Annotated in this window: 21 protein-coding genes and 1 pseudogene; 9 read left to right on the forward strand and 13 right to left on the reverse strand. The window is 58.8% G+C overall.

The features are described from left to right. Nucleotides 1-16: 16 nt before the first annotated feature. Nucleotides 17-187, forward strand: a pseudogene (locus tag PSH97_RS27285) (magnesium chelatase subunit ChlI family protein); the annotation flags it as partial. A 6-nt stretch (nucleotides 188-193) separates the two neighbouring features. Here PSH97_RS27285 and PSH97_RS27290 read toward each other — a convergent pair. From PSH97_RS27290 to PSH97_RS27300, 3 genes are all read right to left on the reverse strand, one after another. Next, nucleotides 194-1,408 (reverse strand): aldose 1-epimerase family protein, encoded by a 1,215-nt coding sequence (locus PSH97_RS27290; RefSeq protein ID WP_305447401.1) that lies wholly within the window; start codon nucleotides 1,406-1,408, stop codon nucleotides 194-196. Between the two features lie 259 nt (nucleotides 1,409-1,667). Further along, entirely contained in the window at nucleotides 1,668-3,644 is a 1,977-nt protein-coding gene (locus PSH97_RS27295; RefSeq protein WP_305447402.1) for a methyl-accepting chemotaxis protein, read from the reverse strand. A gap of 184 nt (nucleotides 3,645-3,828) precedes the next feature. After that, nucleotides 3,829-4,749, reverse strand: coding sequence for a LysR substrate-binding domain-containing protein (locus tag PSH97_RS27300; protein WP_305447403.1), 921 nt, complete (start codon nucleotides 4,747-4,749; stop codon nucleotides 3,829-3,831). Nucleotides 4,750-4,906: 157 nt separating this feature from the next. Between PSH97_RS27300 and PSH97_RS27305 the strand changes: the two genes are divergently transcribed. Next, nucleotides 4,907-6,301, forward strand: a complete 1,395-nt coding sequence (locus PSH97_RS27305; RefSeq protein WP_305447404.1) for a NorM family multidrug efflux MATE transporter — start codon at nucleotides 4,907-4,909, stop codon at nucleotides 6,299-6,301. A gap of 106 nt (nucleotides 6,302-6,407) precedes the next feature. Here PSH97_RS27305 and PSH97_RS27310 read toward each other — a convergent pair whose 3' ends face one another. Then, complete coding sequence (locus PSH97_RS27310; protein ID WP_305447405.1) at nucleotides 6,408-8,081, reverse strand: putative bifunctional diguanylate cyclase/phosphodiesterase; 1,674 nt, start codon at nucleotides 8,079-8,081, stop codon at nucleotides 6,408-6,410. Nucleotides 8,082-8,344: 263 nt separating this feature from the next. Between PSH97_RS27310 and rep the strand changes: the two genes are divergently transcribed. Together rep and PSH97_RS27320 are read left to right on the forward strand one after the other, a co-directional pair. Further along, nucleotides 8,345-10,354, forward strand: a complete 2,010-nt coding sequence (gene rep, locus PSH97_RS27315) for a DNA helicase Rep (protein WP_305447406.1) — start codon at nucleotides 8,345-8,347, stop codon at nucleotides 10,352-10,354. A gap of 69 nt (nucleotides 10,355-10,423) precedes the next feature. Next, nucleotides 10,424-10,996 carry a xanthine phosphoribosyltransferase gene (locus PSH97_RS27320; RefSeq protein WP_007934646.1) on the forward strand — a complete coding sequence of 191 codons (573 nt, stop codon included), beginning with the start codon at nucleotides 10,424-10,426 and terminating at the stop codon, nucleotides 10,994-10,996. A gap of 164 nt (nucleotides 10,997-11,160) precedes the next feature. On the opposite strand, the gene srmL is transcribed toward PSH97_RS27320, so the two are convergent. Next, on the reverse strand, nucleotides 11,161-12,309 hold the full coding sequence (srmL, locus tag PSH97_RS27325) for a PheS-related mystery ligase SrmL (RefSeq protein WP_305447407.1): 1,149 nt from the start codon (nucleotides 12,307-12,309) through the stop codon (nucleotides 11,161-11,163). 458 nt (nucleotides 12,310-12,767) lie between these two features. On the opposite strand from srmL, the gene PSH97_RS27330 reads away from it, so the two are divergent. Beyond that, nucleotides 12,768-13,691, forward strand: coding sequence for a hypothetical protein (locus PSH97_RS27330; protein WP_305447408.1), 924 nt, complete (start codon nucleotides 12,768-12,770; stop codon nucleotides 13,689-13,691). A 365-nt stretch (nucleotides 13,692-14,056) separates the two neighbouring features. Here the strand turns inward: PSH97_RS27330 and PSH97_RS27335 are convergent, their stop codons facing one another. The 6 genes from PSH97_RS27335 to dadA form a co-directional block, all read right to left on the reverse strand. Continuing rightward, nucleotides 14,057-15,979: an acetyl-CoA hydrolase/transferase C-terminal domain-containing protein gene (locus tag PSH97_RS27335; RefSeq protein WP_305447409.1), complete on the reverse strand. Its 1,923-nt coding sequence runs from the start codon at nucleotides 15,977-15,979 to the stop codon at nucleotides 14,057-14,059. A gap of 132 nt (nucleotides 15,980-16,111) precedes the next feature. Next, nucleotides 16,112-16,537 (reverse strand): c-type cytochrome, encoded by a 426-nt coding sequence (locus PSH97_RS27340; RefSeq protein ID WP_305447410.1) that lies wholly within the window; start codon nucleotides 16,535-16,537, stop codon nucleotides 16,112-16,114. 170 nt (nucleotides 16,538-16,707) lie between these two features. Then, nucleotides 16,708-17,256, reverse strand: a complete 549-nt coding sequence (locus PSH97_RS27345) for a cupin domain-containing protein (RefSeq protein ID WP_007894746.1) — start codon at nucleotides 17,254-17,256, stop codon at nucleotides 16,708-16,710. 128 nt (nucleotides 17,257-17,384) lie between these two features. Further along, nucleotides 17,385-18,458 (reverse strand): alanine racemase, encoded by a 1,074-nt coding sequence (gene alr / locus PSH97_RS27350; protein ID WP_305447411.1) that lies wholly within the window; start codon nucleotides 18,456-18,458, stop codon nucleotides 17,385-17,387. Nucleotides 18,459-18,555: 97 nt separating this feature from the next. Then, the gene (locus PSH97_RS27355; protein WP_217856856.1) at nucleotides 18,556-18,909 is read right to left on the reverse strand and encodes a RidA family protein; all 354 of its coding nucleotides are present in this window, start codon (nucleotides 18,907-18,909) and stop codon (nucleotides 18,556-18,558) included. Beyond that, on the reverse strand, nucleotides 18,881-20,185 hold the full coding sequence (gene dadA, locus PSH97_RS27360) for a D-amino acid dehydrogenase (RefSeq protein WP_305447412.1): 1,305 nt from the start codon (nucleotides 20,183-20,185) through the stop codon (nucleotides 18,881-18,883). The genes PSH97_RS27355 and dadA overlap by 29 nt, the downstream gene beginning before the upstream one ends. A 156-nt stretch (nucleotides 20,186-20,341) precedes the next feature. Here dadA and PSH97_RS27365 point away from each other — a divergent pair, with 156 nt between their 5' ends. Next, nucleotides 20,342-20,830 carry an Lrp/AsnC ligand binding domain-containing protein gene (locus PSH97_RS27365; RefSeq protein WP_003177284.1) on the forward strand — a complete coding sequence of 163 codons (489 nt, stop codon included), beginning with the start codon at nucleotides 20,342-20,344 and terminating at the stop codon, nucleotides 20,828-20,830. A 122-nt stretch (nucleotides 20,831-20,952) separates the two neighbouring features. Here PSH97_RS27365 and PSH97_RS27370 read toward each other — a convergent pair whose 3' ends face one another. After that, complete coding sequence (locus tag PSH97_RS27370; protein WP_305447413.1) at nucleotides 20,953-21,306, reverse strand: YkgJ family cysteine cluster protein; 354 nt, start codon at nucleotides 21,304-21,306, stop codon at nucleotides 20,953-20,955. Between the two features lie 148 nt (nucleotides 21,307-21,454). Between PSH97_RS27370 and PSH97_RS27375 the strand changes: the two genes are divergently transcribed. Then, entirely contained in the window at nucleotides 21,455-22,768 is a 1,314-nt protein-coding gene (locus PSH97_RS27375) for an NAD(P)/FAD-dependent oxidoreductase (RefSeq protein ID WP_305447414.1), read from the forward strand. Nucleotides 22,769-22,892: 124 nt separating this feature from the next. On the opposite strand, the gene PSH97_RS27380 is transcribed toward PSH97_RS27375, so the two are convergent. Then, nucleotides 22,893-23,138: a DUF1127 domain-containing protein gene (locus PSH97_RS27380; RefSeq protein WP_305447415.1), complete on the reverse strand. Its 246-nt coding sequence runs from the start codon at nucleotides 23,136-23,138 to the stop codon at nucleotides 22,893-22,895. Nucleotides 23,139-23,318: 180 nt separating this feature from the next. Between PSH97_RS27380 and PSH97_RS27385 the strand changes: the two genes are divergently transcribed. Together PSH97_RS27385 and PSH97_RS27390 are read left to right on the forward strand one after the other, a co-directional pair. Next, nucleotides 23,319-24,740, forward strand: coding sequence for an aminotransferase-like domain-containing protein (locus PSH97_RS27385; protein ID WP_305447416.1), 1,422 nt, complete (start codon nucleotides 23,319-23,321; stop codon nucleotides 24,738-24,740). Between the two features lie 56 nt (nucleotides 24,741-24,796). Next, nucleotides 24,797-26,377, forward strand: coding sequence for a phospholipase D family protein (locus PSH97_RS27390; RefSeq protein WP_305447417.1), 1,581 nt, complete (start codon nucleotides 24,797-24,799; stop codon nucleotides 26,375-26,377). Nucleotides 26,378-26,380: the final 3 nt, after the last annotated feature.

A 26,380-nucleotide genomic window follows, 5' to 3' on the forward strand; every position in this document is an offset into this window, starting at 1 on the left:
TCGCGCGATTCACGTCACTGCTGACCAAACCTGGCTGGAAACGGCGTGTGAACGGCTGACCTTGTCGCTGAGGTCAGCCCATCGACTGCTCAAAGTGGCGCGCACCCTGGCGGACCTTGAGCAAGTCGATGGAATTACCCGCGAGCACTTGGCCGAGGCACTGCAATACCGGCCGAGCACAAATTAGCAGGCATCACCCCTTGGTGAGATCAACCAACGGCGTCTGCCGCACCTCAGTCTCCCGCCCGCCCTGAATTTCGCTCACCCGCTTCAACGCCTTATCCACAGCAGCCTTATCCGCCAACAAGCTGTAGCTGATCCCGAACTGCTTCTGTTCCTTAGGCCCAATCGTCGGCACCAGATTCAGTGGCCGCTGATACCGGCGGTTGTAGGAAAAACTCGTCCCCGGCTCCAGCCCCGTGACATAGCCCTGCCCTTGGGTATCGGTGTTCTTCCACAGGGAGAACACGGGCAGTGTTTGAGTATTGAAGCCGACCGAAACACCCAGGCTGCCGGCCTTGTTATGCAGCACGGTCAACGTATCGCCCTTGGCATCGGCATATGGCACCACGTTGTAGACCGTTTCGTCGTAGTCCTTGGTCGGTGCGCGGTAGGTTTGCCAGTCCGGCAGATCGCCTTTGGCCTTGTCGTTGAACGGCGACACCTGTTTCACCGGCGCGGCGAAACGGGCGCCCTGTTCCAGGAACGGAGTGCTGAAGTTGCTGTGGTACAGCGCCTGGTATTCCTTCGGATAGTCACCGTTGTTGGTCAGGGTGTCGTTGAGGGTGAACACTACGCTGCCGGGTTCGGTGACCAGTTCGGTCGCGACCGAGAAGTCGACTTTCTTGAACGCCTGCTCTTTCAGCTCGCCGCGCAGACTGATGGCGTACGGCGGTTTTTCATCGATGTGCAGGGTGACTTTGTTTGCAGGGATATTGGCGGCGCGACCGTGCAGGGTCAGCAGCTCGCCGTTATCCATGCCGGGATGGCCAACCCATTCGTAGCCACAGCGGGTGACCAGCTCATTGAAACCTTCCAGCCAGCCCAGGCCACCACGGCCGTTGAGTTCGATGAAGGACGGATTGACCACTTCCTTGACCGGCGAATCCCAGCCCATGCGCACATCGCCTACAGACGCCTGTAGGACGTTCATCCCGCGAGTCGGCACCACCGAGAGTTTCATCGTGCCATTATCGATGTCGACGATGCTGACACCCTCCTGCCGACCGCCGTGCAAGGTGCGCAGGGTCACACTGAAGGGTTTGTCGGTTTTTACGCCGAGTTGCTGGCTGGTGATCTGCCAGTTCTGGGCGGCTTTGTCGGTGTCGAGCAGGACGTAGTCCCAGGCCATGGCTTGGGAGGCAGCGGACAGTGCGCTGAGAGCAACGAAGAGTTTGAGCGGGGTCATGGCAGCAGCCTTTATTGGAGTTGTGCCATTTTTATAAACTTGAAGAAACGTTTCAGCAAGCATAAAAACCGAGATAGCGGCGCAAACACCAAAGAAAGACAATCGGATAGTTGATCCACAGGTTTGGGGGGAAATCGGGAACCGAGTCGATCCTTTCGCGGGCAAGCCCGCTCCCACATGCTCTCTAGCGTTCACAGATACTGTGTTCACCGCAGGTCCAAATGTGGGGCTTGCTCGCGAAAGCGGTTTCAGAGGCGACTCAACGAAACCGGTCAACCTCATGCCGCAAATCCGCCGCCAGTTTCTCCAGCTCTTTGGCAGTCACAGCCAGGTTCGATACCACTTCCCGTTGCTCACTGTTCGCCAAGGCAATGCTTTGCAGATTGCTGCTGAGCAAGGTCGCGGTGCTGCTTTGCTCTTGGGTGGCGGTGGTGATGGCGGCGAATTGCTGACCGGCCGAGCGACTTTGCTCGTCGATCCGTGCCAGGGCCGAAGCAACGTTGGCGTTGCGCGACAGGCCTTCCTGCATCAGCACGTTGCCTTGCTCCATGGTGCTGATGGCGTTGCCGGTTTCCTGCTGGATGCTTTGGATCATCCCGGAAATTTCGTCAGTGGCCTGGCGGGTGCGTGAGGCCAGGTTGCGCACCTCATCGGCCACCACCGCAAACCCACGGCCCTGCTCACCGGCGCGGGCGGCTTCGATGGCGGCGTTGAGCGCCAGCAGGTTGGTTTGTTCGGCGATCGCGGTAATCACCCCGACAATGCCGCCGATTTCCTGGGAGCGCTGCCCCAAGGTATTGATCACCGTCGCGGTGCTGTTCAGTGCACCGGCGATTTGCTCCAGGGATGAGGACGCTTCGTCCATCGACGTACGACCGATCTGGGTTTGCTGTGCGTTTTCCTGCGCCAGACGCTGGGTGTTGCTCATGTTATCGGCAATGTTCAGCGAGGTGGCGCTGAACTCTTCTACGGCGCCGGCCATGCTGGTGATTTCGCCGGACTGCTGCTCCATCCCTTCATAGGCGCCACCGGACAAACCGGATAACGCCTGGGCACGGCTGTTGACCTCACCCGAGGCTTTGCGGATGTGCTCGACCATGGTCGACAGGGCCTGGCTCATCTGATTGAAGGCGCGGGCAAGTTGGCCGATTTCGTCATTGCTCGACACGTTCAGGCGAACACTCAAATCACCAGCGCCCAAGGCTTCGGCCTGGCGCACCAAGTCACCCAGTGGCGCCAATTTGCTGCGCAGCAACCAGACCGCCGCCCCCACCGCCAGCAACATCGCCAGCAGACTGCCGATCGCCAATTGAATGCCGACGCTCCAGGTCACGGCGCGGATTTCGGTTTTCGGCATGCTCGCCACCACCGACCACGGCCCGCCTTCGAACGGTACGGCAACACTGTAAAAGTCTTGCGACTTGTCGTTCCAGAAGTCGCCTTTGCCCGGTGTTTTGGCCAGACCGACGATGCTCGAGACCGCCTGATCCAGTGCCTCCACACCGGCAATAGGCACCAGCCATTTGCCTTGTTCATCCAGCAATGCCAGCGAACCGGTCTGACCGATGCGGAAGCGTTTGAGGTTGGCGAACTGCGCGTTCTGCGCGTCGGTGTAATCGAAACCCACGTACAGCACGGCAATGACCTTACCGCTGCTGTCGCGTACGGGGGTGTACTGCGACATGTAGAAGCGTTCGAAAAGCAAAGCTCGACCCACATAGTTCTGCCCCGCCATCAAACGGGCGTAAGCCGGATTCGCGTGGTCGAGCAGCGTGCCAATGGCACGGCTGCCGTCTTGTTTGGTGACATTCGTGCTGACCCGAATGAACTCTTCACCGCTGCGCACGAACACGGTCGCGACGCCTGCAGTCATCTGCTTGAACTCGTCGACTTCGGCGAAGTTGTTGTTCAACACATCACTGCCCAGGTGCAGGCCCGGAGTCTGCACACCCGCCACAGTCACCGGCTCATCCGGATGCACGCTCAAACCGGCACTGAAGCGCTTCTCGAACAGGCCGGCCAGGCGCTGGGTGCTTTCACGCAAGGTGCCGTGAAAGGTGCTCAGCTGATCGGCAAGCAAGCGGGCCTCACTGGCCAGATGCTCTTCGCGGGTGGCGAGGTTGGCCGAGTCAAGCGAGCGCAGGGCAAATACTGTGCTGCCACTGATGACAATCGCCAGAATCACGGCAAGCGCAAGACCCAGCTGTGAGGCAATCCGAGCACGAGGTTGAGACATGACAGCTCCTGACCCAGTGGCCGGATCATTCTGACCCGTCGCACACTCGGCAAAATTTCTGATTGTGGGGAAAACATGGAACCTGCACGACGGTGCCATCAGCAGATTTTCGGCGGCAAAGCTGAATACTTGAGCAATTAACGGGGATATGGCTCAAGGCCGCCATTGCGGCGGCTCCATCGATTCAGCCCAGGCGTTCGACATCCGGTAATTCCATGGCCCGGACTTCGCCTTGCAGGAAATCACTGAGGCGGCGCAAACGCTCGCCGCCGGGGCGGGTTTTCGGCCAGACCAGGTAATAATGCTCACCACTGGCGACGGCCGTCGGCCACGGCAAACTCAGACGTCCCTGCGCAACATCCTCCGCCACCATCAGCAAGTCGCCCATGGACACGCCGTAACCTCGGGCTGCGGCGATCATGCCCAGCTCCAGCGTGTCGAACACTTGCCCGCCCTTGAGCGAGACTTGATCGGTCAGGCCCATGCGCTCCAGCCAGTTGCGCCAGTCACGACGGTCCGGCGTCGGGTGCAGCAACTCGGTACTGGCCAGGCGCGCAACGTCCCATGGTTGATCCTTCAGAAGATTCGGTGCGCCCACCGGAATCAGCTCTTCGGGGAACAGGAATGTCGCCTCCCAGTCCGGTGGAAAATGCCCGTTGCTGAGGATGACGGCGCAGTCGAAGGGCTCATGGTTGAAGTCCACCGTATCGATGTCCATCCAGGCGCTGGTCAATTGCACCTCGTTCCCCGGTCGCAGGTGTCGAAAACGACTGAGCCGCGCCAACAGCCAGCGCATGGTCAGGGTCGACGGGGCTTTCATGCGCAGGATGTCGTCCTCGGCGCGCAAGGTATTGCAGGCCCGCTCAAGGGCGGTGAAGCCTTCACGAATGCCCGGCAGGATCAGCCGCGCCGATTCGGTCAGTTGCAGGTTGCGCCCGCTGCGATGAAATAACCGACAGGCGAAATGCTCTTCGAGCGTACGAATGTGCCGGCTGACCGCACTTTGGGTGATCGACAGTTCTTCGGCGGCGCGGGTGAACGAGCTATGTCGCGCCGCCGCTTCGAATGCTCGCAGGGCATACAAGGGAGGAAGACGACGAGACATTGGGAAAGCTCCTATAGCGCGGTTGCCTCAACTTATCAGAAAGTCCCTGGCATGAGTTTTAATCATGCCACCCATCCTTTTTATCCCTTTGTGGAAACCCCGCAGAGCGCCGAGAATCGACGCTTCCTGTTCTCTCTGACAATCGAGCGTGATGATCATGCAGCATCCAGCGCGTATTGAACTCTGGGCCATCCTGCGGCTGGCGGGGCCGTTGATTGCCTCGCAGTTGGCGCACATGCTGATGGTCCTCACCGACACATTGATGATGGCGCGCCTGAGTCCCGAGGCGCTGGCCGGTGGTGGTCTGGGCGCAGCGACGTATTCGTTCGTGTCGATTTTCTGCATCGGCGTGATCGCCGCCGTCGGCACCCTGGTGGCGATCCGTCAAGGCGCGGGCGACATCATTGGCGCGGCGCGGCTGACCCAGGCCGGGTTGTGGCTGGCATGGTTGATGGCGCTGGTGGCGGGTCTGCTGCTGTGGAACCTCAAACCGGTATTGCTGCTGTTCGGCCAGACCGCAACCAACGTCCAGGCGGCCGGCCAGTTTCTGTTGATCCTGCCGTTCGCCCTGCCCGGCTACCTGAGCTTCATGGCGCTGCGCGGCTTCACCAGCGCCATCGGCCGAGCGACACCGGTGATGGTCATCAGCCTCGCTGGCACCGTGGCCAACTTCCTGCTCAACTATGCGTTGATCACCGGCATGTTCGGCCTGCCGAAAATGGGTCTGGTGGGCATCGGGCTGGTCACGGCGATCGTGGCCAACCTCATGGCGCTGGCGCTCGCGCTACACATTCGTCGGCATCCGGCTTACGACGCGTATCCATTGCGTCAGGGGCTGTCGCGGCCCAACCGTCAGTACTTGAAGGAATTGTGGCGCCTGGGCCTGCCAATTGGCGGGACCTATGCGGTGGAAGTCGGTCTGTTTGCCTTCGCCGCGCTGTGCATGGGCACCATGGGCAGTACGCAACTGGCGGCGCACCAGATCGCCCTGCAAATCGTCTCGGTGGCGTTCATGATTCCGGCGGGGCTTTCCTACGCGATCACCATGCGCATCGGCCAGCATTACGGCGCCGGGCAATTGCTTGATGCGCGGTTGGCCGGACGGGTCGGGATCGCCTTTGGTGCGGCGGCCATGCTCGGCTTTGCGATGGTCTTCTGGCTGCTGCCGCATCAGTTGATCGGTTTGTTCCTGGACCACAACGACCCGGCGTTTCGCGAAGTCATTAACCTGGCCGTGAGCCTGCTGGCGGTAGCGGCATGGTTCGAGCTGTTCGACGGCACGCAAACCATCGCCATGGGTTGCATCCGCGGGCTCAAGGATGCCAAGACCACGTTCCTGGTGGGTTTGGGTTGCTATTGGCTGATCGGCGCGCCGGCCGCCTGGTGGATGGCTTTCCATTTGAACTGGGGGCCAACGGGGGTCTGGTGGGGTCTGGCACTGGGACTGGCATGTGCGGCGGTGAGCCTGACACTGGCATTTGAGTGGAAGATGAAGGGGATGATTCGACGGGAGCCGTCGTCTCAAAGTTTCGAGGCTGTTCAGACCGAATGAAATCACCTGTAGGAGCTAGGCTTGCCCGCGAAGGCCGTTGCACGGTGAATCAGGCATACAGTGTGAAGCCGGGCAAGCCTCGCTCCTACAGGGGTCGTGGTGGCTGTTAAACCACGACTTCCAGTGCGGGCTGCTGGTTGCTGCCGAAGGTCAAATACTCAACCAGTTCCGCCAACGGCAACGGCTTGCTGATCAGATATCCCTGCACCTGATCGCAACCAAAGCCGCGCAACAAATCCAGTTGCTCCGGTGTTTCCACACCTTCGGCGACCACTTCGAGGTTGAGGTTGTGCGCCAGGTTGATCATCGCGTGCACCAGCTTGCGATTCTCTTCCCGTTCCTCCATGCCGCCGACAAAGCTCTTGTCGACCTTCAACAAGGCAATCGGTAGGCTGTTGAGGTGCACGAACGAAGAGAACCCGGTGCCAAAATCGTCCAGCGAGAAGCGCACGCCGAGGCGCCCGAGGGCGTCCATGGTCTGCTTGACCAGATCGCTGCGACGCATCACCGCGGTTTCGGTCAGTTCGAATTCCAGCCATTGAGCCTCGACGCCTCGCTCGGCAATCAGCCGGCTCAGGGTCGTCAGTAATTGGCTGTCCTGAAACTGCCGGAACGACAGGTTGATTGCCATGTGCAGCGCCGGCAGACCTCGTTCGCGCAACGCTTGCATGTCCCGCAGGGCCCGGGAAATCACCCAGTAACCCAGCGGCACGATCAAGCCGCTTTGCTCGGCCAGTGGCACGAATTCGCTGGGGGGCAGCAAGCCGCGCTCGCCATGACGCCAGCGCACCAAGGCTTCGAGGCCGACGATCTGGCCGTCCTCAAGGTTCAGTCGTGGCTGGTAATGCAACTCCAGCTCATCGCGACGCAAGGCCCGGCGCAGCTCGCTTTCAAGATCGGCGATGCTGCGGGCATTGCGATTGATCCGTTCGTTGAAGATGTGAAAGGTGCAGCCCTGAGTGCTCTTGGCCTGCTGCATGGCGATGTGCGCATGCCACATCAACGGGTCGGCACCGGCCTGGGCTCGTGCGTGGGCAATGCCGAGGCTGGAACCGATCAACAGGCTTTCGCCGTCGATCCAATAGGGTTCGGACAGGGCTTCGGTAATACGTTCAGCCATCCATTCGGCGCGCTGAGGGGCGCGGCGAGTGTCGATTAGCAGGGCGAACTCATCGCTGCCCAACCTAGCCAGTTGATCGCCGGCCTCCAACTGGCTTTTCAGCCGCGAAACCACCTGCAGGATCAACCGGTCGCCGGCCTGATGCCCGAGGGCGTCATTAGCGTGTCGAAAATTGTCGAGGTCGAGGTGACCGAGGGCCAGGCCCCGGCCATCGTTTTCAGCCAGACGCGCCGCCAGCAAGGTCTGGAAACCCTGGCGGTTGGCGATACCGGTCAACGGATCCTGTTCGGCCAGGCGCTGCAAGGTGTTTTCCAGCACGCCGCGTTCACGCACATGGCGCAGGCAGCGGCGCAACATGCCAGGATCCAGCAGATTGCGCACCAGCCAGTCGCTCACACCGTCGGGTGGCGCCAGCGGCTCGTGTTCGAGCAGCAACACGGTCGGCAGGTTGCAACGGCCGGGGGCTGGCTGGAGAGCGGGAATCGTCAATAACACCGCGCTGCGGTTGTCATCGAACAGGCTGCTGACCGACTCCCAGCTCGGCGCGCTGAGCAGCACAGCCGAACTCCCCATCGGAGCCAGACACTCGCGCAACAACGCTGCCCACGCTGGCTCTTCGGCCAACAGCAGCAAACGCAAGGGTTCGACAGGCGTAGACAAGCTAGCTCCCTAGACTCTGCAAAGATGTAGGCGGCGGGCATTATGCCGCGCGGATAACCAATGACCAAATGACATCGGTTATCAAACACGGGTTTTGCGTCTCGAATAGGAACATTAGACGCAAATTCACTACGCATCCTGCGTGAAAGTATCAAAACCGGCAAATAGAGATCGCGTGTTGCGTCACAAGTCGGAGAGAGCAGCACAATTCGCTGAGCCTGTTAAAATGCCGGCCCATTTCGCTAATGACTCCCTGATTTCGTATGTCCCGACTCAATCCCCGGCAGCAAGAAGCCGTGAGCTACGTCGGCGGCCCTCTTTTGGTGCTCGCCGGCGCAGGCTCCGGCAAGACCAGCGTGATCACCCGCAAAATTGCGCATCTGATCCAGAGCTGTGGCATCCGCGCCCAATACATTGTCGCCATGACCTTTACCAACAAGGCCGCGCGCGAGATGAAGGAACGGGTCGGCACCCTGCTCAAGGGCGGCGAAGGCCGCGGCCTGACGGTCTGCACCTTCCACAACCTGGGCCTGAACATCATCCGCAAGGAACATGTGCGGCTGGGCTATAAACCGGGCTTCTCGATTTTCGACGAGACCGACGTCAAAGCCCTGATGACCGACATCATGCAGAAGGAATACTCGGGCGACGACGGCGTCGACGAGATCAAGAACATGATCGGCTCGTGGAAAAACGACCTCATCCTGCCACCCGAAGCCCTGGAAAACGCGCGCAACCCCAAGGAACAGACCGCCGCCATCGTCTACACCCACTACCAGCGCACGCTCAAGGCGTTCAACGCGGTGGACTTCGACGACCTGATCCTGTTGCCGGTAAAACTGTTCCAGGAACACGACGATATCCTGGAAAAATGGCAGAACAAGGTCCGCTACCTGTTGGTGGACGAATACCAGGACACCAACGCCAGCCAGTATTTGCTGGTGAAACTGCTGATCGGTAAACGCAACCAATTCACCGTGGTGGGCGACGACGACCAGTCGATCTACGCCTGGCGCGGCGCCCGTCCGGAAAACCTGATGCTGCTCAAGGACGATTACCCGTCCCTGAAAGTGGTCATGCTCGAGCAGAACTACCGCTCCACCAGCCGCATTCTGCGTTGCGCCAACGTGCTGATCGCCAACAATCCGCACGAGTTCGAAAAGCAACTGTGGAGTGAGATGGGCCACGGCGACGAAATCCGTGTGATCCGTTGCCGCAACGAAGACGCCGAAGCCGAGCGCGTGGCCGTGGAACTGCTGACCCTGCACCTGCGCACGGATCGGCCATACAGCGATTTTGCGATCCTGTATCGCGGCAACTATCAAGCCAAGCTGATCGAGCTGAAGCTGCAGCACCACCAGATTCCGTATCGCCTGTCCGGCGGCAACAGCTTTTTCGGACGTCAGGAAGTGAAAGACCTGATGGCCTACTTCCGATTGATCGTGAACCCGGACGACGACAACGCCTTCCTGCGGGTGATCAACGTCCCACGCCGGGAGATCGGTTCGACCACGCTGGAGAAGCTGGGCAACTACGCCACCGAGCGAAAAATCTCGATGTACGCCGCCACCGACGAAATCGGTCTGGGCGAGCATCTGGACACGCGCTTCACCGATCGCCTGTCGCGCTTCAAGCGTTTCATGGACAAGGTCCGCGAGCAGTGCGCCGGCGAAGACCCGATCTCCGCCCTGCGCAGCATGGTCATGGACATCGACTACGAGAACTGGTTGCGCACCAACAGCTCCAGCGACAAGGCCGCCGATTACCGCATGGGTAACGTCTGGTTCCTGATCGAGGCGTTGAAGAACACCCTGGAGAAAGACGAAGAAGGCGAGATGACCGTCGAAGACGCCATCGGCAAACTCGTTCTGCGCGATATGCTGGAACGTCAGCAGGAAGAGGAAGACGGTGCCGAAGGCGTGCAGATGATGACCTTGCACGCCTCCAAGGGTCTGGAATTTCCGTACGTGTTCATCATGGGCATGGAGGAGGAAATTCTCCCGCACCGCTCCAGCATCGAAGCCGACACCATCGAAGAGGAACGTCGCCTGGCCTACGTCGGGATTACCCGAGCGCGTCAGACGTTGGCGTTCACCTTCGCCGCCAAGCGTAAGCAATACGGCGAAATCATCGACTGCGCGCCCAGCCGTTTCCTCGATGAACTGCCTCCGGACGACCTGGCCTGGGAAGGCAACGACGACACCCCGACCGAAGTCAAAGCGGTTCGCGGTAATACCGCATTGGCGGACATACGCGCGATGTTGAAGCGCTAGAATTGCCTACTTTCTAACCGAACACTTTTTACAAGCTAGGCGCCCAAGGCGCCAGTAGAGGAAAGCTTCATGGAAGCACTGCACAAGAAAATTCGCGAAGAAGGCATCGTGCTTTCCGACCAGGTTCTGAAAGTCGACGCCTTTCTGAACCACCAGATCGACCCGGCCCTGATGAAGCTGATCGGCGACGAATTCGCCACGCTGTTCAAGGACTCGGGCATCACCAAGATCGTCACCATCGAAGCCTCGGGCATCGCCCCGGCGATCATGACCGGCCTGAACCTCGGCGTGCCGGTGATTTTCGCCCGCAAGCATCAGTCCCTGACCCTGACTGAAAACCTGCTGTCGGCGACCGTTTACTCGTTCACCAAGCAGACCGAAAGCACGGTGGCGATCTCTCCGCGCCACCTCACCAGCAGCGACCGCGTGTTGATCATCGACGATTTCTTGGCCAACGGTAAGGCCTCGCAAGCGCTGATCTCGATCATCAAACAGGCCGGCGCGACCGTTGCAGGCTTGGGTATTGTGATCGAGAAGTCGTTTCAGGGTGGCCGTGCGGAACTGGATGCCCAGGGTTATCGGGTTGAATCGTTGGCTCGCGTTCAGTCGCTGAAGGATGGCGTTGTAACCTTCATCGAATAAACCGCCACACCGCAAAAACCAATGTGGGAGCGGGCTTGCTCGTTCCCACATTAAACCGCGTCTGCTTGGACAACGCGGTCAGCTGTGGGGCGAGCTTGCTCCGGGCGGCGTTCCGACGATAAACGATAGCGCGGCAATTCAGCTATTACTTGGACACTTCGGTTTCAAGCCTTTGGCAAGTCCATCCTGTAACCCGCCCCAGGCGCTCCTTCATGCATCGCCGCTTGAATGTCCGCATACAAGGCGTTCGCCTCAGCGGTGGTGATTGATCGCGAACAATCGCGCAGCACCACGCGTAAAAGCACATTTTCCTGGCCCGGCAGCAGCCCAAGCCGCTCAATTGCCTGCGCGGGTAATTCCGAGAACTCCCACCGTCCCTGGACTTGCATCTCCTCGATCCAGTCAGAGCAGTCGCCGGCCGCCTGCAACATTCTTTCGGTCAGCACTTCCTCGCTCAGGCCCGGCGTTACCGCCAACGAAATGTCACGAGCAATCGACGGCAAACGAGATACCGCCGTCCATGGATTCAGATCATACATCTGCGCCTGCACTCGCACGTTCTGATCGCGCAGCAAGCGAATATCCGGAATGCCTTTTCGCAACATCGTCAGGCGATCCAGCCCCATCCCGAGCGCCAACCCTCCATGATGCAGCGGGTCTATGTTCAAGCGCTCCAACAAAGACCTCGCAATACGACCACACTCCAGCACCTCAACCGGAGCCCCATCATTCAAGACATTCACTTCGATTCCGCCTTCCGTGTAGTGATGCGGACTATCACTGTAGACCCAACGTTTATCAGGAACGGCGGACTTAAGGATATCGCCGACCAAACGCAACAGATGTTCGTGCGTTGCCAGTTCCGGATCACCCAGCACCCAAATATCCATTTGATGCGGTTCAGCGCAATGCCAACGATCCCGACTATCACGACGGAAAGTAATACCTGGTGCTGCCAGCAATATCGTCTGCCCCGGCTGCCGCACCTGAGCCGCTCGCTGAAGCGCTGCCGGAATCTGGCTGGTGGTTTGTGTTCGCAACAGCGAGCACTCATCGACCCAACGGGTGTGTTCACTCCCGAGCGTAACCTCTGCCGGGTCATAACCGAGCAAACCGTAATTTTCTTCAGCAGACACAATCCTCGGCCCGGTTTGTATCTGCGCTTGGGGCCAACCTTTTTCAGAGAGTCCTTGGAGAATTTCATTTAGCAGCAGTCGGACGGCGTGGTCGGGATCATTAGTTTCGGTTAGATCAACCAGTAACAGGGCCTGATGGACAGAAGTATCTGTCAGGTATTTCTTTGATGCGCGCACTATATAACCCTCAATCTACAGTTGAATATCGAGCCAGAAAAGCAAGCCCATAAATAAACTTAACGACAAACGATCAACTACCACAACAAAAAAAATGGCAGATATCGGATTTTCAGAACAAGACTACAGATGCACCCCACACAAATAACCGAATTAAACCTTCCGAAAACCTTGGCCGATAAATTTATTCTAAAAATCGCCCAACAAATCATTTAACACATTAGAAAATTCTGTATTAATCATTCCACTCCCAAGAAATTCAGGGAGAAAAACCAAAAAATGAAAAAGGATGATCAGATGAAAAATGAAAAAATCGTCAAAGAAAAGCTTAACCGGATCACTTCTGGTCCGGATAATTTTGGGTGGGCTCCGTTGGCTTGGGCTCACACAGAAGAGTAAATAATACCAATGTGCGGCAAGCATTTTTGCCGCACATTGGAAAAAAACAGGAGGATTTTATGTCACCACCGAATAGGATATCGACACTCTTCGGCCATGAGGAATTATCAATCATTGCGGACTCAGAGGACTTCCTCAGAGAATGTGCGCTTCTAGGGTTCAATACGGCCAATATTTCAAAGCTAGAGAAATTACCAAAAAACAGTATTGTTTTTTCTTTTAGCAACGACGCTGCAAAAATGACGTTTGAGCTAGCAAAAAACACGGAGAGCAAGAAAAGCGTTTTCTGCGCAACTCAAGTGTTCGAGCCCACTGTAGCTGCGGCGCTTTATAGCCTGAAGCTTTTGCTGAGCTGCAATTTTGAACATGCCTTATGTACACAGCGATCCGTGTTAAACATGCTCAATTCAAATGAGTCATTTCTCCTGTCTGGTAACGACGCCGATGCGCAGGTCTCGGTTTCTCCGCACGCCCAGCCTTACGCACTACTTGCCGAAGACGTGTCTCACGATTTTGTTCAGTCCGTGGCAGAGTTTTTTGAAGTTCATTACGCACACATGAACCCACAGGAGCCCTGTCCGTTTTCTTTTACCGGCACATTAAAAATCGCGGGAATATTAACAGTACTTAGAAAACCTAATCCGATACTGCCAGAGGGTTTGAAAACCTCTATTAGATGGCTGAGTGATCGAATTTCGGAAGAAGGTGCACTCTTATCAATAAAAGACAACACCATCACTTCACTAAAGGTAAAAAATGAGGAGCACATAAAGCTTCTGGATCTTGCGGCTGGTTCTCGTGGACTTCAACTGACGGAGTTCGCCATCGGGGTAAACGAGGCTATCGCATCAAATATTGATTACAAGATCAACTCACAAATGAATGAAGGCATCAGCGGGGTTCATTTAGCCATTGGTGATGGATCTTCCGGTTACCACATAGACTTCCTTAGCCCTTCCGTGAACGTAAACCCAATACACTAGTTAATTCAGTAGCAACCCGATAACGTTAAAAACATCTGTTCTATATCTCTGTCGCAACAACGCCTGCGCATGTGCGCCCCCCCTGCGTTGCTGAATACATCGCTATCGCGGGCAAGCCCACTCCTACTTTGGATGTTCGCCGGACACAAAATTTGTGTTCTCTGGAGATCCGAATAGGGGCGAGCCTGCTCGCGATGAACGATTACACGGTTTCCCGCTGGTTACTTGGACACCTTGACGTTATCCAGCATCCTATTCACTGCCAGTTCCGCCAACATGATGACTCTAAACACCTTTAAACAGGCACTTCGAGCTGACTCCTATATCGCGGGCAAGCCCGCTCCCACAGGTTTTTGTGGTGGCCGTTACTGCACAGTGGCCTTCAGGCCAGTGAGCAACAACCGCTGAAACAAATCCTCTTTCAACCCCTCCGGCTTCGTCAGCTGCATCCGCTCCAGATGCACGGGAAACTCCGAAGGCTCCGGTGCATCCAGCGCCGCCTTGCCCAGCTCCAGAATCTCCGTGAGCTTGAACTTGCTCTTCAACCAGTTCAGCGCCCGCAATAAGTCCCGTTCCTCAGCGGTGAAATCACAGCCCAGCGGATACTCCGGAAACAGATTCGAATGCCGCGCCTGAATGGCCTGCAAACGCTGTGGGCTGTTGTCGGCGAAACGCGGATCGAGTCGGAAATGCTTCGGCAATTTGCCAACGCTCTGCGCCTGCTCGATCAGTCCCGACTGGAAACGTGAGTCGCTGATATTCAGCAACGCCTCGATCACTGCCGCATCGGTCTTACCGCGCAAATCGGCGATGCCGTACTCGGTGACGACGATGTCCCGCAGGTGCCGTGGGATCGTGCAGTGGCCGTATTCCCAGACGATGTTCGAACTGACTTCACCGCCCGACTCGCGCCAACTGCGCAGCAGCAGGATCGAACGCGCGCCTTCCAGCGCATGGCCCTGGACGACAAAGTTGTATTGCCCGCCGACGCCGCTCAGCACCCGCCCGTCTTCAAGTTGATCGGCCACGCCGGCGCCGAGCAGGGTCATGGTGAAGACAGTGTTGATGAAGCGCGCATCGAGGCGCTGCAAGCGTTTGAGTTCTTCCTGACCGTAGAGCTCGTTGATGTAGCTGATGCGGGTCATGTTGAATTCGAGCCGTTTGCCTTGGGGCATCTCCCGCAGGCGTTCATAGAAACTGCGCGGCCCGAGGAAAAATCCGCCATGCACGCAGATCCCGTCGGTTTGTGCGGTCTCATCCAGCGTGCCGGCATTCGCCTGTTGCTGGGTCGGCACGTCCGGGTAAACCTTGCGCCGCACGATCCCGGCATCCGCCAACACCAGCAAGCCGTTGACGAACATTTCGCTGCAACCGTAAAGGCCCTTGGCGAACGGTTCGATGCCTCCTTCGCGCTCAATCAATTGTGCCCACTGGCTGAGATTCAGATCCGCCAGCAACGCCTTGTAACCGTCACTGTCAGCCTGCCGCGCCAGCAACGCTGCCGTCAGGGCATCGCCCATGGCGCCGATGCCAATCTGCAAGGTGCCGCCGTCGCGCACCAGCGTGCTGGCGTGCAGGCCGATGAAGTGATCCTGGAAACCCACCGGCATGTTCGGCGTGGAAAACAGCGTGGTGCTGTCCTTCGCGTCAATCAGCAGATCGAAGGTGTCGATGCCGATTTCCGCATCGCCGGGCATGTACGGCAACTCGTTGTGCACTTGCCCCACCAGCAGGATCGTCTCCCCCGCCGCCCGGCGTTTGGCGATCATCGGCAACAGGTCGAGGGTAATGTCCGGGTTGCAGCTCAGGCTCAGGCGATCGGGATGCTCGCTGTGGCTGGCGACCAGTTGTGCGACCAGGTTCAAACCGGCGGCATTGATGTCCCGAGCGGCGTGGCTGTAATTGCTGCTGACGTAATCCTGCTGGGCCGATGCGCTGTTAAGCAGGCTGCCTGGTTGCAGGAAGAATTGATGGACGTGAATGTTGGTCGGCAGGCTGTCGCGATGCAGGTCGGCGAGGAAATCCAGTTCCGGGTAATCGCCGAACACCCGCTCGACGAAGGGTTCGAGGAAGCGCTTTTGCAAACCATCGCCCAAGGGCGGGCGTCCAAGGCACAGGGCGGTGTAGACCGTCAGCTGCCGCTCGGGCAGTTGCGCGATGCGTTGATACAGCGCGTTGACGAAGTGGTTGGGTTTGCCCAGCCCCAGCGGCAGGCCCATGTGGATATGCGCCGGCAACCGTGCCAGGACGTCATCGACCGCCTGCTCGATAGAACACAACTGCACCATCTGATCCTCCCGCCCGCTCCATGAATTGGGGTTGGATCGAGCTTGCCGGGTCTTTGCTGCAAAGAATAGCCTCAGGCAAATCGCAGGCACAAAAAAGCCGCTCGAAAGCGGCTTTTCGCTGAAAATGAAGGCTTATTTCAGGCCGGACATCTTCTGAATGGCGCCCTTGAGATCGCCATCAGAGCAGTCGGCGCAGGTGCCTTTGGGTGGCATCGCGTTGATGCCGGAGATTGCTTTCGCCAGCAAGCCGTCAAGACCGCCTTCTTTCTTGGCGCGCTCGCCCCAGGCTGCAGCATCACCGATTTTCGGTGCACCCAACAGGCCGGTGCCGTGGCAAGCGTTGCAATGTTTTGCAATCACTGAGTCAGGGGTTTTGGCATCACCGCCACCCGCAGAAGCAGCGACTTCCATCCCCTTGCACTCTTTGCCCTGCACACAGACCTGGCCGACTGGTTCAAGACGTTTAGCAATATCGTCGTTGGTCGCTGCTTGTGCGCTGACTGCCCAAAGGGCCAATACGGTTGCTGGTACGGCCAGCATTTTCATAATTAGATTCACGCGTTCACCCTCAATGGTGGCTAGTCACGCCCACGGCCACGGTTCGCAGGCGGGCGCAAGTATAGCGGTAAGCCCGCCACACTGAAACAACCCCAAAGTCGAAGGGGTCTTGTCGTGGGATGGGAATACAGCATGGGCGTCTCCACAATCCGGGCAGGACGCCTCTTCTCTTAGAAATTCGCTGGGGTAGCTGCGCTGATTAGTCGCGCCGGGGCATCGAACGGATTGCGGAAGCGATGCGGCTTGGTACTTTCAAAGTAGTAGCTATCGCCAGCTTCGAGCACAAATGTTTCGAGCCCGACCACAAGCTCCAGTCGCCCCTCCACCAGAATCCCGGTTTCCTCGCCCTCATGGGTGAGCATCTCGTCACCGGTGTCGGCGCCTGGCGGGTAGATTTCGTTGAGGAATGCGATAGCCCGGCTCGGGTGAGCCCGGCCGACCAGTTTCATGGTCACTGCCCCATCGGAAATATCGATCAGCTCGTGGGCTTTGTAGACGATCTGAGTCGGTTTTTCCTGCAGGATTTCTTCGGAAAAGAACTCGACCATGGACATGGGAATCCCGCCCAGTACCTTCCTCAGCGAACTGATCGAGGGGCTGACGCTGTTCTTCTCGATCATCGAAATGGTGCTGTTGGTAACACCCGCGCGTTTGGCGAGCTCACGCTGGGAAAGACCTTTGAGCTTACGGATCGATTGCAGTCGTTCACCGACGTCCAATGCTGGAGCCTCCAGGGATTCAGGTTGCAGGAATATTGAGCGTTATCATGGCGACAGCGTTCAGTATTTACAACACTTGGGCCTGAATCCAGTTGGGCGAAGCGACTTTCGGTCGGGCACGTGATTCGTCAGGCCCCGGAATAGAGCCGCGGCACTCGACGCAGGTTGCAGAAGATCTGGTAAGGAATCGTGCCCGCAGCCGTCGCAACGTCACTGGCGAGGATGTTTTTACCCCACAACTCGACGGGCGAACCAAGACCGGCTTGCGGCACGTCAGTCAGGTCGACGCAGAGCATGTCCATCGATACGCGACCAATCAACTGGCTGCGCTGCCCGGCGACCATCACGGGCGTACCGGTCGGTGCCTGACGCGGGTACCCGTCGGCATAACCCATCGCCACCACGCCCACGCGCATCGGCTTGGGTGTGATGAATTTTGCGCCGTAACCAATCGGCTCGCCGGCCGGCAGTTCACGCACGCAAATCACTTTCGATTCCAGGGTCATCACCGGTTGCAGGCGGGACGCCACGGCATTGGCCTCTTCGAAAGGCGTCGCGCCGTAGAGCATGATGCCCGGGCGCACCCAATCGCTGGGAATCTGCGGCCAACCGAGCACCGCCGGCGAATTACGCAGACTGATTTCGGCCGACAACCCCTGACGCGCCGCCTCGAACACCGCGACCTGCTCGGCGCTGGCCTGGCAGTGCAGCTCATCGGCGCGGGCGAAGTGACTCATCAGCACGATCTTCGCCACTTTGCCGCTGGCCAGCAGCCGTTGATAGGCCGCCTGGTAATCCGCCGGGTGCAGGCCAACCCGATGCATGCCCGAGTCGAGCTTGAGCCAGACCGTGATCGGTTTGCTCAGCGCGGCTTGTTCGATGGCTTCGAGCTGCCACAGCGAATGCACCACGCACCAGAAGTCATGCTCGACAATCAGCGACAGCTCATCGGCTTCGAAAAAACCTTCCAGCAGCAAAACGGGTGCACGAATGCCGGCTGCACGCAGGTCCAACGCTTCTTCGATGCACGCCACGGCAAACCCGTCCGCCTCGGCTTCCAGCGCCTGGGCGCAACGTACCGCGCCATGGCCATAGGCATCGGCCTTGATCACCGCGAGGGCACGGGCACCAGTGACTTCACGGGCGATCCGGTAGTTGTGGCGCAGGGCTTGAAGGTCGATCAGGGCACGGGCTGGACGCATGGCGGCAGACTTCTAGTCGGTCATTTGAAAAAAACCGGCGCTGGCTGACAGCGTGAACCGCCAACAGCGCCGGGAGAGGGATCTTTCTGGCTGAGCGTTATGGCAGCGCGGCAACAACCGACAGCTCAACCAGGATTTGCGGTTCGCACAGCTTCGATTCAACGGTAGCGCGGGCCGGGGCGACGCCTTTTGGCAGCCACTGGTCCCACACCGAATTCATGCCTTCGAAGTGCGCATCGATATCTTTCAGGTAAATCGTCACCGACAGCAGACGGTTCTTGTCGGTCCCGGCCAGATCCAGTAAACGCTCGATGTTGGCGAGGGTTTCACGGGTCTGCTGTTCAATCCCGGCGCTCATGTCATCGCCGACCTGCCCTGCCAGATACACGGTACTGTTGTGGACAACGATCTGGCTCATGCGCTCATTGGTGAGCTGGCGCTGGATTGACATGTTTTGCGGACTCCTGAAGTTTGTTGCCATAACGGGAAATATCGAGGCCTTCGGCGCTGATCTGCGGCGTTTTCTTCGCCATCAGATCGGCCAGCAAACGACCGGAGCCACAGGCCATGGTCCAGCCGAGTGTGCCGTGGCCCGTGTTCAGAAACAGGTTTTTGAACGGCGTCGCACCGACAATCGGGGTGCCGTCCGGGGTGGTCGGACGCAGGCCGGTCCAGAAACTCGCCTCGGCCAGATTACCGCCCTGAGGATAAAGGTCGTTGACGATCATCTCCAGGGTTTCACGCCGACGTGGATTCAATGACAGGTCAAAACCGGCAATTTCAGCCATGCCGCCGACGCGAATGCGGTTGTCGAAACGGGTGATCGCGACCTTGTAGGTCTCGTCGAGAATGGTCGACGTCGGGGCCATCGCCGGGTTGATGATCGGCACGGTCAGCGAGTAACCCTTGAGCGGATACACCGGAGCCCTGATGCCCAACGGCTTGAGCAGTTGCGGCGAGTAGCTGCCCAACGCCAGCACGTAGCGGTCGGCGGTTTCCAGCTTGCCGTCGATCCATACACCGTTGATGCGATCACCGGCGAAGTCGAGGCGCTGAATGTCCTGGCCAAAACGGAATTCCACACCGAGTTTCGTGGCCATTTCGGCCAGGCGGGTGGTGAAAATCTGGCAGTCGCCGGTCTGGTCATTCGGCAGGCGCAAGGCACCGGCGAGGATGTCGGTGACACTGGCCAGGGCCGGTTCGACCCGGGCAATGCCAGCGCGATCGAGCAGTTCGAACGGCACGCCGGACTCTTTCAGCACGGCGATGTCTTTGGCGGCGCCATCGAGCTGTGCCTGGGTGCGGAACAGTTGGGTAGTACCGAGGCTGCGGCCTTCGTAGGCAATGCCGGTTTCGGCGCGCAATTCGTCCAGGCAGTCACGGCTGTACTCAGACAGACGCACCATGCGCTCCTTGTTCACCGCGTAACGGCTGGCGGTGCAGTTGCGCAGCATCTGCGCCATCCACAAGTATTGGTCGATGTCGGCGGTGGCCTTGATCGCCAATGGTGCGTGACGCTGCAACAGCCACTTGATGGCTTTGAGCGGCACGCCCGGCGCGGCCCAAGGCGAGGCATAACCCGGCGAAACCTGCCCGGCGTTGGCGAAACTGGTTTCCATGGCCGGCGCTGGTTGACGGTCCACGACCGTCACTTCAAAGCCGGCCCGTGCCAGATAATAGGCACTGGCGGTACCGATGACGCCGCTACCCAAGACCAGAACGCGCATTTTCATATCCCTCATCGCGGCTTACCGCTGACGTTTATTGTGCAGACCGAAGATGTGGGCAGTTTAAAAAAGATTAGCCAGTGCTTTTCACTATATAAGTGCCTATATTTGGCGACAATTCTCGGCAAAAACCCTTTTCACGGAGGCGCATCCCCTATGCGGACCAACACTCAGACCAAACGTGAGCTGGACAAGATCGACCGCAACATCCTGCGGATCCTGCAAGCGGACGGGCGTATTTCCTTCACCGAGCTGGGGGAAAAGGTCGGCCTCTCCACCACGCCCTGCACCGAGCGGGTACGGCGACTGGAGCGCGAAGGGATCATCATGGGCTACAACGCCCGCCTGAATCCGCAGCACCTCAAGGGTAGCCTGCTGGTGTTCGTCGAGATCAGCCTCGACTACAAATCCGGCGATACTTTCGAAGAGTTCCGACGCGCGGTGCTGAAACTGCCCCACGTACTGGAATGCCATTTGGTGTCAGGCGACTTCGATTACCTGGTGAAAGCACGGATTTCCGAGATGGCCTCGTACCGCAAACTGCTGGGCGACATCCTGCTCAAGCTGCCACATGTGCGCGAATCCAAGAGCTATATCGTGATGGAAGAAGTGAAAGAGAGCTTGAGTCTGCCGATTCCGGATTGAGGCTCACAATGATCGTTCCCACGCGCAGCAAAGGAATGCAGCCCGGGACGCTCTGCGTCCCAGAAGCCGAACGCGGAGCGTCCGTTGAGGCATTCCCACGCAGAGCGTGGGAACGATCATCCCTACACCAATACCTGTCGGGTACTGGCCATATATTCGTGAATCTGCTTCTCGACGCGCGGATGGATCAGCTCCACCGGTCGCCGCCCGTTGGGGCATGGCAGGGTCTTGGTGGTACCGAACAGCCGACAGATCAGCGGTCGTTCGTCATACACCGTGCAGCCGTGAGGGCCCAGATGGACGCAATTGAGTTCCTCCATCGCCGCGTCTTGCTCGGCGCGGGTCTTGCGCGGCAGTCGGGACATTTCTTCGGGCGAGGTGGTCACCGGCCCACAGCAGTCATGGCAGCCGGGCACACACTCGAAAGAGGGAATCTGCTGGCGCAGCGTACGAATTTTCTGACTGTTGCAACTCATCGAAGCGGTGACCGAATGCGGAATAGACTGGGATTCTGACTCAAAAGCCCCGATCCAGACAGCGCCAACCGACCGGTGTTGCCCGTGTCCGAAGCGGCGGCTTATGCTCCGTCAACTTTTTCAAACACACGAACTCAGGATGACGTACATGAACGCCCCCGTTCAGCAACCCGCCCCGAGCCATCAACACGTGGCCTCTTATTACGCCGCCAGCAGCCTGCCGCAGCCCGATCTTGCGGTGCTCACAGGCGAGCTGGTTGCGGAGGTGTGCGTGGTGGGTGGCGGGTTCTCCGGGCTGAACACCGCCCTCGAATTGGCCGAACGTGGCTTCAGCGTAGTGCTGCTGGAAGCGCACAAGATCGGTTGGGGCGCCAGCGGACGTAATGGCGGGCAATTGATTCGCGGCGTCGGGCATGGCCTTGATCAGTTCGCCAACGTGATCGGTGCAGACGGTGTGCGTCAGATGAAACTGATGGGCCTGGAAGCGGTTGAAATCGTCCGACAGCGGATCGAGCGTTTCCAGATCCCTTGCGACCTGACTTGGGGCTACTGCGACCTCGCCAACAACGCTCACGACCTGGAAGGCTTCGCCGAAGACGCCTCCGAGCTGCGCAGCCTCGGCTACCGTTACGAAACCCGTCTGCTGCAAGCCAATGAAATGCACAGCGTGGTGGGTTCCGATCGCTATGTCGGCGGCTTGATCGACATGGGCTCCGGGCATCTGCACCCCTTGAACCTGGCACTCGGCGAAGCGGCCGCCGCCCAACAATTGGGCGTGAAGCTGTTCGAACAATCGGCGGTGACCCGCATCGATTACGGCCCCGAGATCAAGGTCCACACCGCTCAGGGCTCGGTTCGCGCCAAGACGCTGGTGCTGGGTTGCAACGCCTACCTCAATGATCTCAATCCGCAACTCGGCGGCAAGGTGCTGCCCGCCGGCAGTTACATCATCGCCACGCAACCCTTGAGCGAAGAACAGGCCCACGCGCTGTTGCCGCAAAACATGGCGGTCTGCGATCAACGGGTGGCGCTGGATTACTACCGACTCTCGGCGGATCGACGTTTGCTGTTCGGCGGCGCCTGCCACTATTCAGGACGTGACCCGAAAGACATCGCCGCGTACATGCGACCGAAGATGCTGGCAGTGTTCCCGCAACTCGCCGGGGTGAAAATCGACTATCAATGGGGCGGGATGATCGGCATTGGCGCCAATCGCCTGCCGCAGATCGGCCGGCTCAAGGAGCAGCCGAATGTGTATTACGCCCAGGCCTATTCCGGCCATGGCGTAAACGCCACGCACCTGGCGGGCAAGTTGTTGGCCGAGGCCATCAGCGGTCAGCAGAGCGGTGGTTTCGATCTGTTTGCCAAGGTGCCACACATTACTTTCCCGGGCGGCAAGCATTTGCGTTCGCCGTTATTGGCGTTGGGGATGTTGTGGCATCGGCTTAAAGAGTTGGTTTGAGGAAGATGATCGTTCCCTCGCTCCTGCGTGGGAATGCATCCAGTGACGCTCTGCGTCACAGCGGACGCGGAGCGTCCGGGGGCGGCATTCCCACGCAGAGCGTGGGAACGATCAACAATCAGTACTAGATCCGCCAGAAGGGTTTAAGCCCCTCCTCCCGTGCCTGAGCCCGACTCAAACCGATGTCTTTCAATTGTTCCGGCGTCAGCTCCAGCAACGCCTTGCGCGTGTGCAGACGATGCCAGAACAGGCCCCAGCGACCCAGGCCGGACGGTGCGTTGCGCATGACCGCCTCGCGTGCGCCGTTTTTTTGCCCTGCCGCCAGTTCCTGACTGTGTAACGTCAGCCGCACATCGCTCAAGCCGTTCATTTTCGTCGCTCCTGTTTACTTGGGTAGCCAGAGCTTTCATGATGCGCGGACGTCGAAAAGCATTACAGATTCAACGATGGTGTATTAATTCCATACAGATTTTCCGTTTCAGCCTCTGAATCACATATTTTTGCCCCATCTGTATTGGTTAACCGAATTTTTCCACACCGAGACTGCGCCATGACCCTCTACGTCAATCTCGCCGAGTTGCTCGGCACGCGTATCGAACAAGGCTTCTATCGTCCCGGCGACCGGTTGCCCTCGGTGCGAGCGCTGAGTGTCGAACACGGGGTCAGCCTGAGCACAGTGCAGCAGGCCTATCGAGTGCTGGAAGACGTTGGTCTGGCGATGCCCAAACCCAAGTCCGGCTACTTCGTGCCCGTAAGTCGCGAACTGCCCGAGTTGCCAGTGGTTGGCCGGCCAGCCCAACGACCGGTGGATATTTCGCAGTGGGATCAAGTGCTGGAGCTGATCCGCGCCGTACCGCGCAAGGACGTTGTGCAACTGGGTCGCGGCATGCCGGACATCACCACGCCAACCATGAAGCCGCTGCTGCGCAACCTGGCGCGAATCAGCCGTCGGCAGGACATGCCCGGCCTGTATTACGACAACATCTACGGCACCCTTGAATTGCGCGAGCAAATCGCTCGCCTGATGCTCGATTCCGGCTGCCAGTTGAGTGCCAACGATCTGGTGATCACCACCGGTTGCCACGAAGCGCTGTCCACCAGTGTCCGCGCGATCTGCGAGCCGGGTGATATCGTCGCCGTGGATTCTCCGAGCTTTCACGGCGCCATGCAGACGCTCAAGGGCCTGGGCATGAAAGCCCTGGAAATCCCCACCGACCCGCTCACCGGCATCAGCCTCGATGCTTTGGAACTGGCGTTGGAGCAATGGCCGATCAAAGCCATACAGTTGACCCCCAACTGCAACAACCCGCTGGGCTACATCATGCCGGAGTCGCGCAAACGCGCGCTGTTGACGCTCGCACAGCGTTTCGACGTGGCGATTATCGAGGACGATGTGTATGGCGAACTGGCCTACACCTACCCTCGCCCCCGCACGATCAAATCCTTCGACGAAGACGGCCGCGTCCTGCTCTGCAGTTCTTTTTCCAAGACCCTGGCACCGGGCCTGCGTATTGGTTGGGTCGCACCGGGCCGTTATCTGGAACGGGTGCTGCACATGAAATACATCAGCACCGGCTCCACCGCGCCGCAACCGCAGATTGCGATTGCCGAATTTCTCAAGGCCGGGCACTTCGAACCGCACTTGCGGAAGATGCGCACGCAATACCAGCGCAATCGTGACGCGATGATCGACTGGGTGACCCGCTATTTTCCCGCCGGCACCCGGGCCAGCCGTCCGCAAGGCAGCTTCATGCTGTGGGTCGAACTGCCCGAGGGCTTCGACACCCTGAAACTCAATCGTGCGCTGCATGATCAAGGCGTACAGATTGCGGTCGGCAGTATCTTTTCCGCCTCTGGTAAATACCGCAATTGCCTGCGGATGAACTACGCTGCCAAAACAACCCCGCAGATCGAAGAAGCCGTGCGCAAGGTCGGAGCGACAGCGATCAAACTACTGGCGGAAACCGACTGACCTTTCTTCGGGATGCGGCGTCCATATGCTAACCGCCACCATCCGGAATACCCTCCGTGAGAATCAGACAGCCCCTGCTTGCTCTTCTGTTACTCGCCTCGCTCCTTGGTGGCTGTACGACACTCAATGTCCCTCGCGAACCGAGCCAGGCCCTGCCGGCGGCCAATTCGGCGTTCGGCCGTTCAATCCAGGCACAGGCTGCCCCCCATAAGGGCCAATCGGGCTTTCGCTTGCTCTCCGATAGTGCCGAAGCCTTCACCGCCCGCGCCGAGCTGATTCGCAACGCTCAAAGCAGCCTCGACCTGCAGTACTACATCGTCCATGACGGCATCAGCACACGAATATTGGTGAGCGAGCTGCTCAAGGCCGCTGACCGCGGTGTGCGGGTGCGGATTTTGCTCGACGACACCACCAGCGATGGCCTGGACCGGATCATCGCGACCCTCGCCGCACATCCGAAGATTCAGATCCGCGTGTTCAACCCGCTGCACCTGGGCCGCAGCACCGTCGTTACGCGAACGATGGGCCGGTTCTTCAACCTGTCGCTGCAACACCGGCGCATGCACAACAAACTGTGGGTGGCGGACAACAGCGCGGCGATCGTTGGCGGGCGTAACTTGGGGGATGAGTATTTCGATGCCGAGCCCAACCTGAATTTCACCGACATCGACATGCTCAGCGTCGGCCCGGTTGCAGAGCAGTTGGGACACAGCTTCGACCAATACTGGAACAGCGCCCTGAGCAAGCCGATCGAACAGTTTCTCTCGACCAAGCCGACAGCCAGGGATCTGAAAAATACCCGGACCCGACTGGACGAATCCTTGGAAGAAACGCGCAAACAGAATCACGCGCTTTATCGGCAGTTGATGGCCTACACCACTCACCCGCGCCTGGACGTCTGGCGCCGTGAGCTGATCTGGGCCTGGAACCAGGCGTTGTGGGACGCACCGAGCAAGGTGCTGTCCGACGGCGAACCTGACCCGCACTTGCTGCTGACCACCCAGTTGGAGCCCGAGCTCAATGGGGTCAGCCAAGAGTTAATCATGGTCTCGGCCTACCTCGTACCCGGCCAAACGGGGCTGGTTTACCTGACCGGTCGCGCCGATGCCGGCGTATCGATCAGTGTGCTGACCAACTCACTGGAAGCCACCGACGTACCGGCCACGCACGGTGGTTACGCGCCTTATCGCAAAGCCTTGCTGGATCATGGTGTACAGCTGTTCGAATTACGCCGCCAGCCCGGCGACAACGGTGATAGCGGCAGCGGACCGAGCCTGTTTCACAGCGGAAGCAACTCCTCCCATGGCTCCGACTCCAGCCTGCACAGCAAGGCGATGATTTTCGACCGACAGAAAGCCTTCATCGGCTCGTTCAATTTCGACCCGCGCTCGGTACTGTGGAACACCGAAGTCGGGGTATTGGTGGATAACCCGCAACTCGCCGGGCGAGTGCGCGAACTGGCACTGGAGGGTATGGCGCCTGCCCTCAGCTATCAGGTCCGACTGGAAAAGGGTCAGATCGTCTGGGTCACCGAAGATGACGGCAAGCAGCATACATTGACCAAAGAACCGGGAGGTTGGTGGCGACACTTCAATTCATGGCTCAGCAGCATGGTTGGCCTGGAGCGGATGTTGTAGATC

The organism is Pseudomonas cucumis (assembly GCF_030687935.1).
GTDB classification, from domain to species: domain Bacteria; phylum Pseudomonadota; class Gammaproteobacteria; order Pseudomonadales; family Pseudomonadaceae; genus Aquipseudomonas; species Aquipseudomonas cucumis.

Bases quoted from the DNA above. Each gene is read 5' to 3' on its own strand.
- PSH97_RS27290 (WP_305447401.1), bottom strand. From the start codon at position 1,408: ATGACCCCGCTCAAACTCTTCGTTGCTCTCAGCGCACTGTCCGCTGCC.
- PSH97_RS27295 (WP_305447402.1), bottom strand. From the start codon at position 3,644: ATGTCTCAACCTCGTGCTCGGATTGCCTCACAGCTGGGTCTTGCGCTT.
- PSH97_RS27300 (WP_305447403.1), bottom strand. From the start codon at position 4,749: ATGTCTCGTCGTCTTCCTCCCTTGTATGCCCTGCGAGCATTCGAAGCG.
- PSH97_RS27305 (WP_305447404.1), top strand. From the start codon at position 4,907: ATGCAGCATCCAGCGCGTATTGAACTCTGGGCCATCCTGCGGCTGGCG.
- rep (WP_305447406.1), top strand. From the start codon at position 8,345: ATGTCCCGACTCAATCCCCGGCAGCAAGAAGCCGTGAGCTACGTCGGC.
- PSH97_RS27320 (WP_007934646.1), top strand. From the start codon at position 10,424: ATGGAAGCACTGCACAAGAAAATTCGCGAAGAAGGCATCGTGCTTTCC.
- PSH97_RS27330 (WP_305447408.1), top strand. From the start codon at position 12,768: ATGTCACCACCGAATAGGATATCGACACTCTTCGGCCATGAGGAATTA.
- PSH97_RS27335 (WP_305447409.1), bottom strand. From the start codon at position 15,979: ATGGTGCAGTTGTGTTCTATCGAGCAGGCGGTCGATGACGTCCTGGCA.
- alr (WP_305447411.1), bottom strand. From the start codon at position 18,458: ATGCGTCCAGCCCGTGCCCTGATCGACCTTCAAGCCCTGCGCCACAAC.
- PSH97_RS27355 (WP_217856856.1), bottom strand. From the start codon at position 18,909: ATGTCAATCCAGCGCCAGCTCACCAATGAGCGCATGAGCCAGATCGTT.
- dadA (WP_305447412.1), bottom strand. From the start codon at position 20,185: ATGCGCGTTCTGGTCTTGGGTAGCGGCGTCATCGGTACCGCCAGTGCC.
- PSH97_RS27365 (WP_003177284.1), top strand. From the start codon at position 20,342: ATGCGGACCAACACTCAGACCAAACGTGAGCTGGACAAGATCGACCGC.
- PSH97_RS27370 (WP_305447413.1), bottom strand. From the start codon at position 21,306: ATGAGTTGCAACAGTCAGAAAATTCGTACGCTGCGCCAGCAGATTCCC.
- PSH97_RS27375 (WP_305447414.1), top strand. From the start codon at position 21,455: ATGAACGCCCCCGTTCAGCAACCCGCCCCGAGCCATCAACACGTGGCC.
- PSH97_RS27380 (WP_305447415.1), bottom strand. From the start codon at position 23,138: ATGAACGGCTTGAGCGATGTGCGGCTGACGTTACACAGTCAGGAACTG.
- PSH97_RS27385 (WP_305447416.1), top strand. From the start codon at position 23,319: ATGACCCTCTACGTCAATCTCGCCGAGTTGCTCGGCACGCGTATCGAA.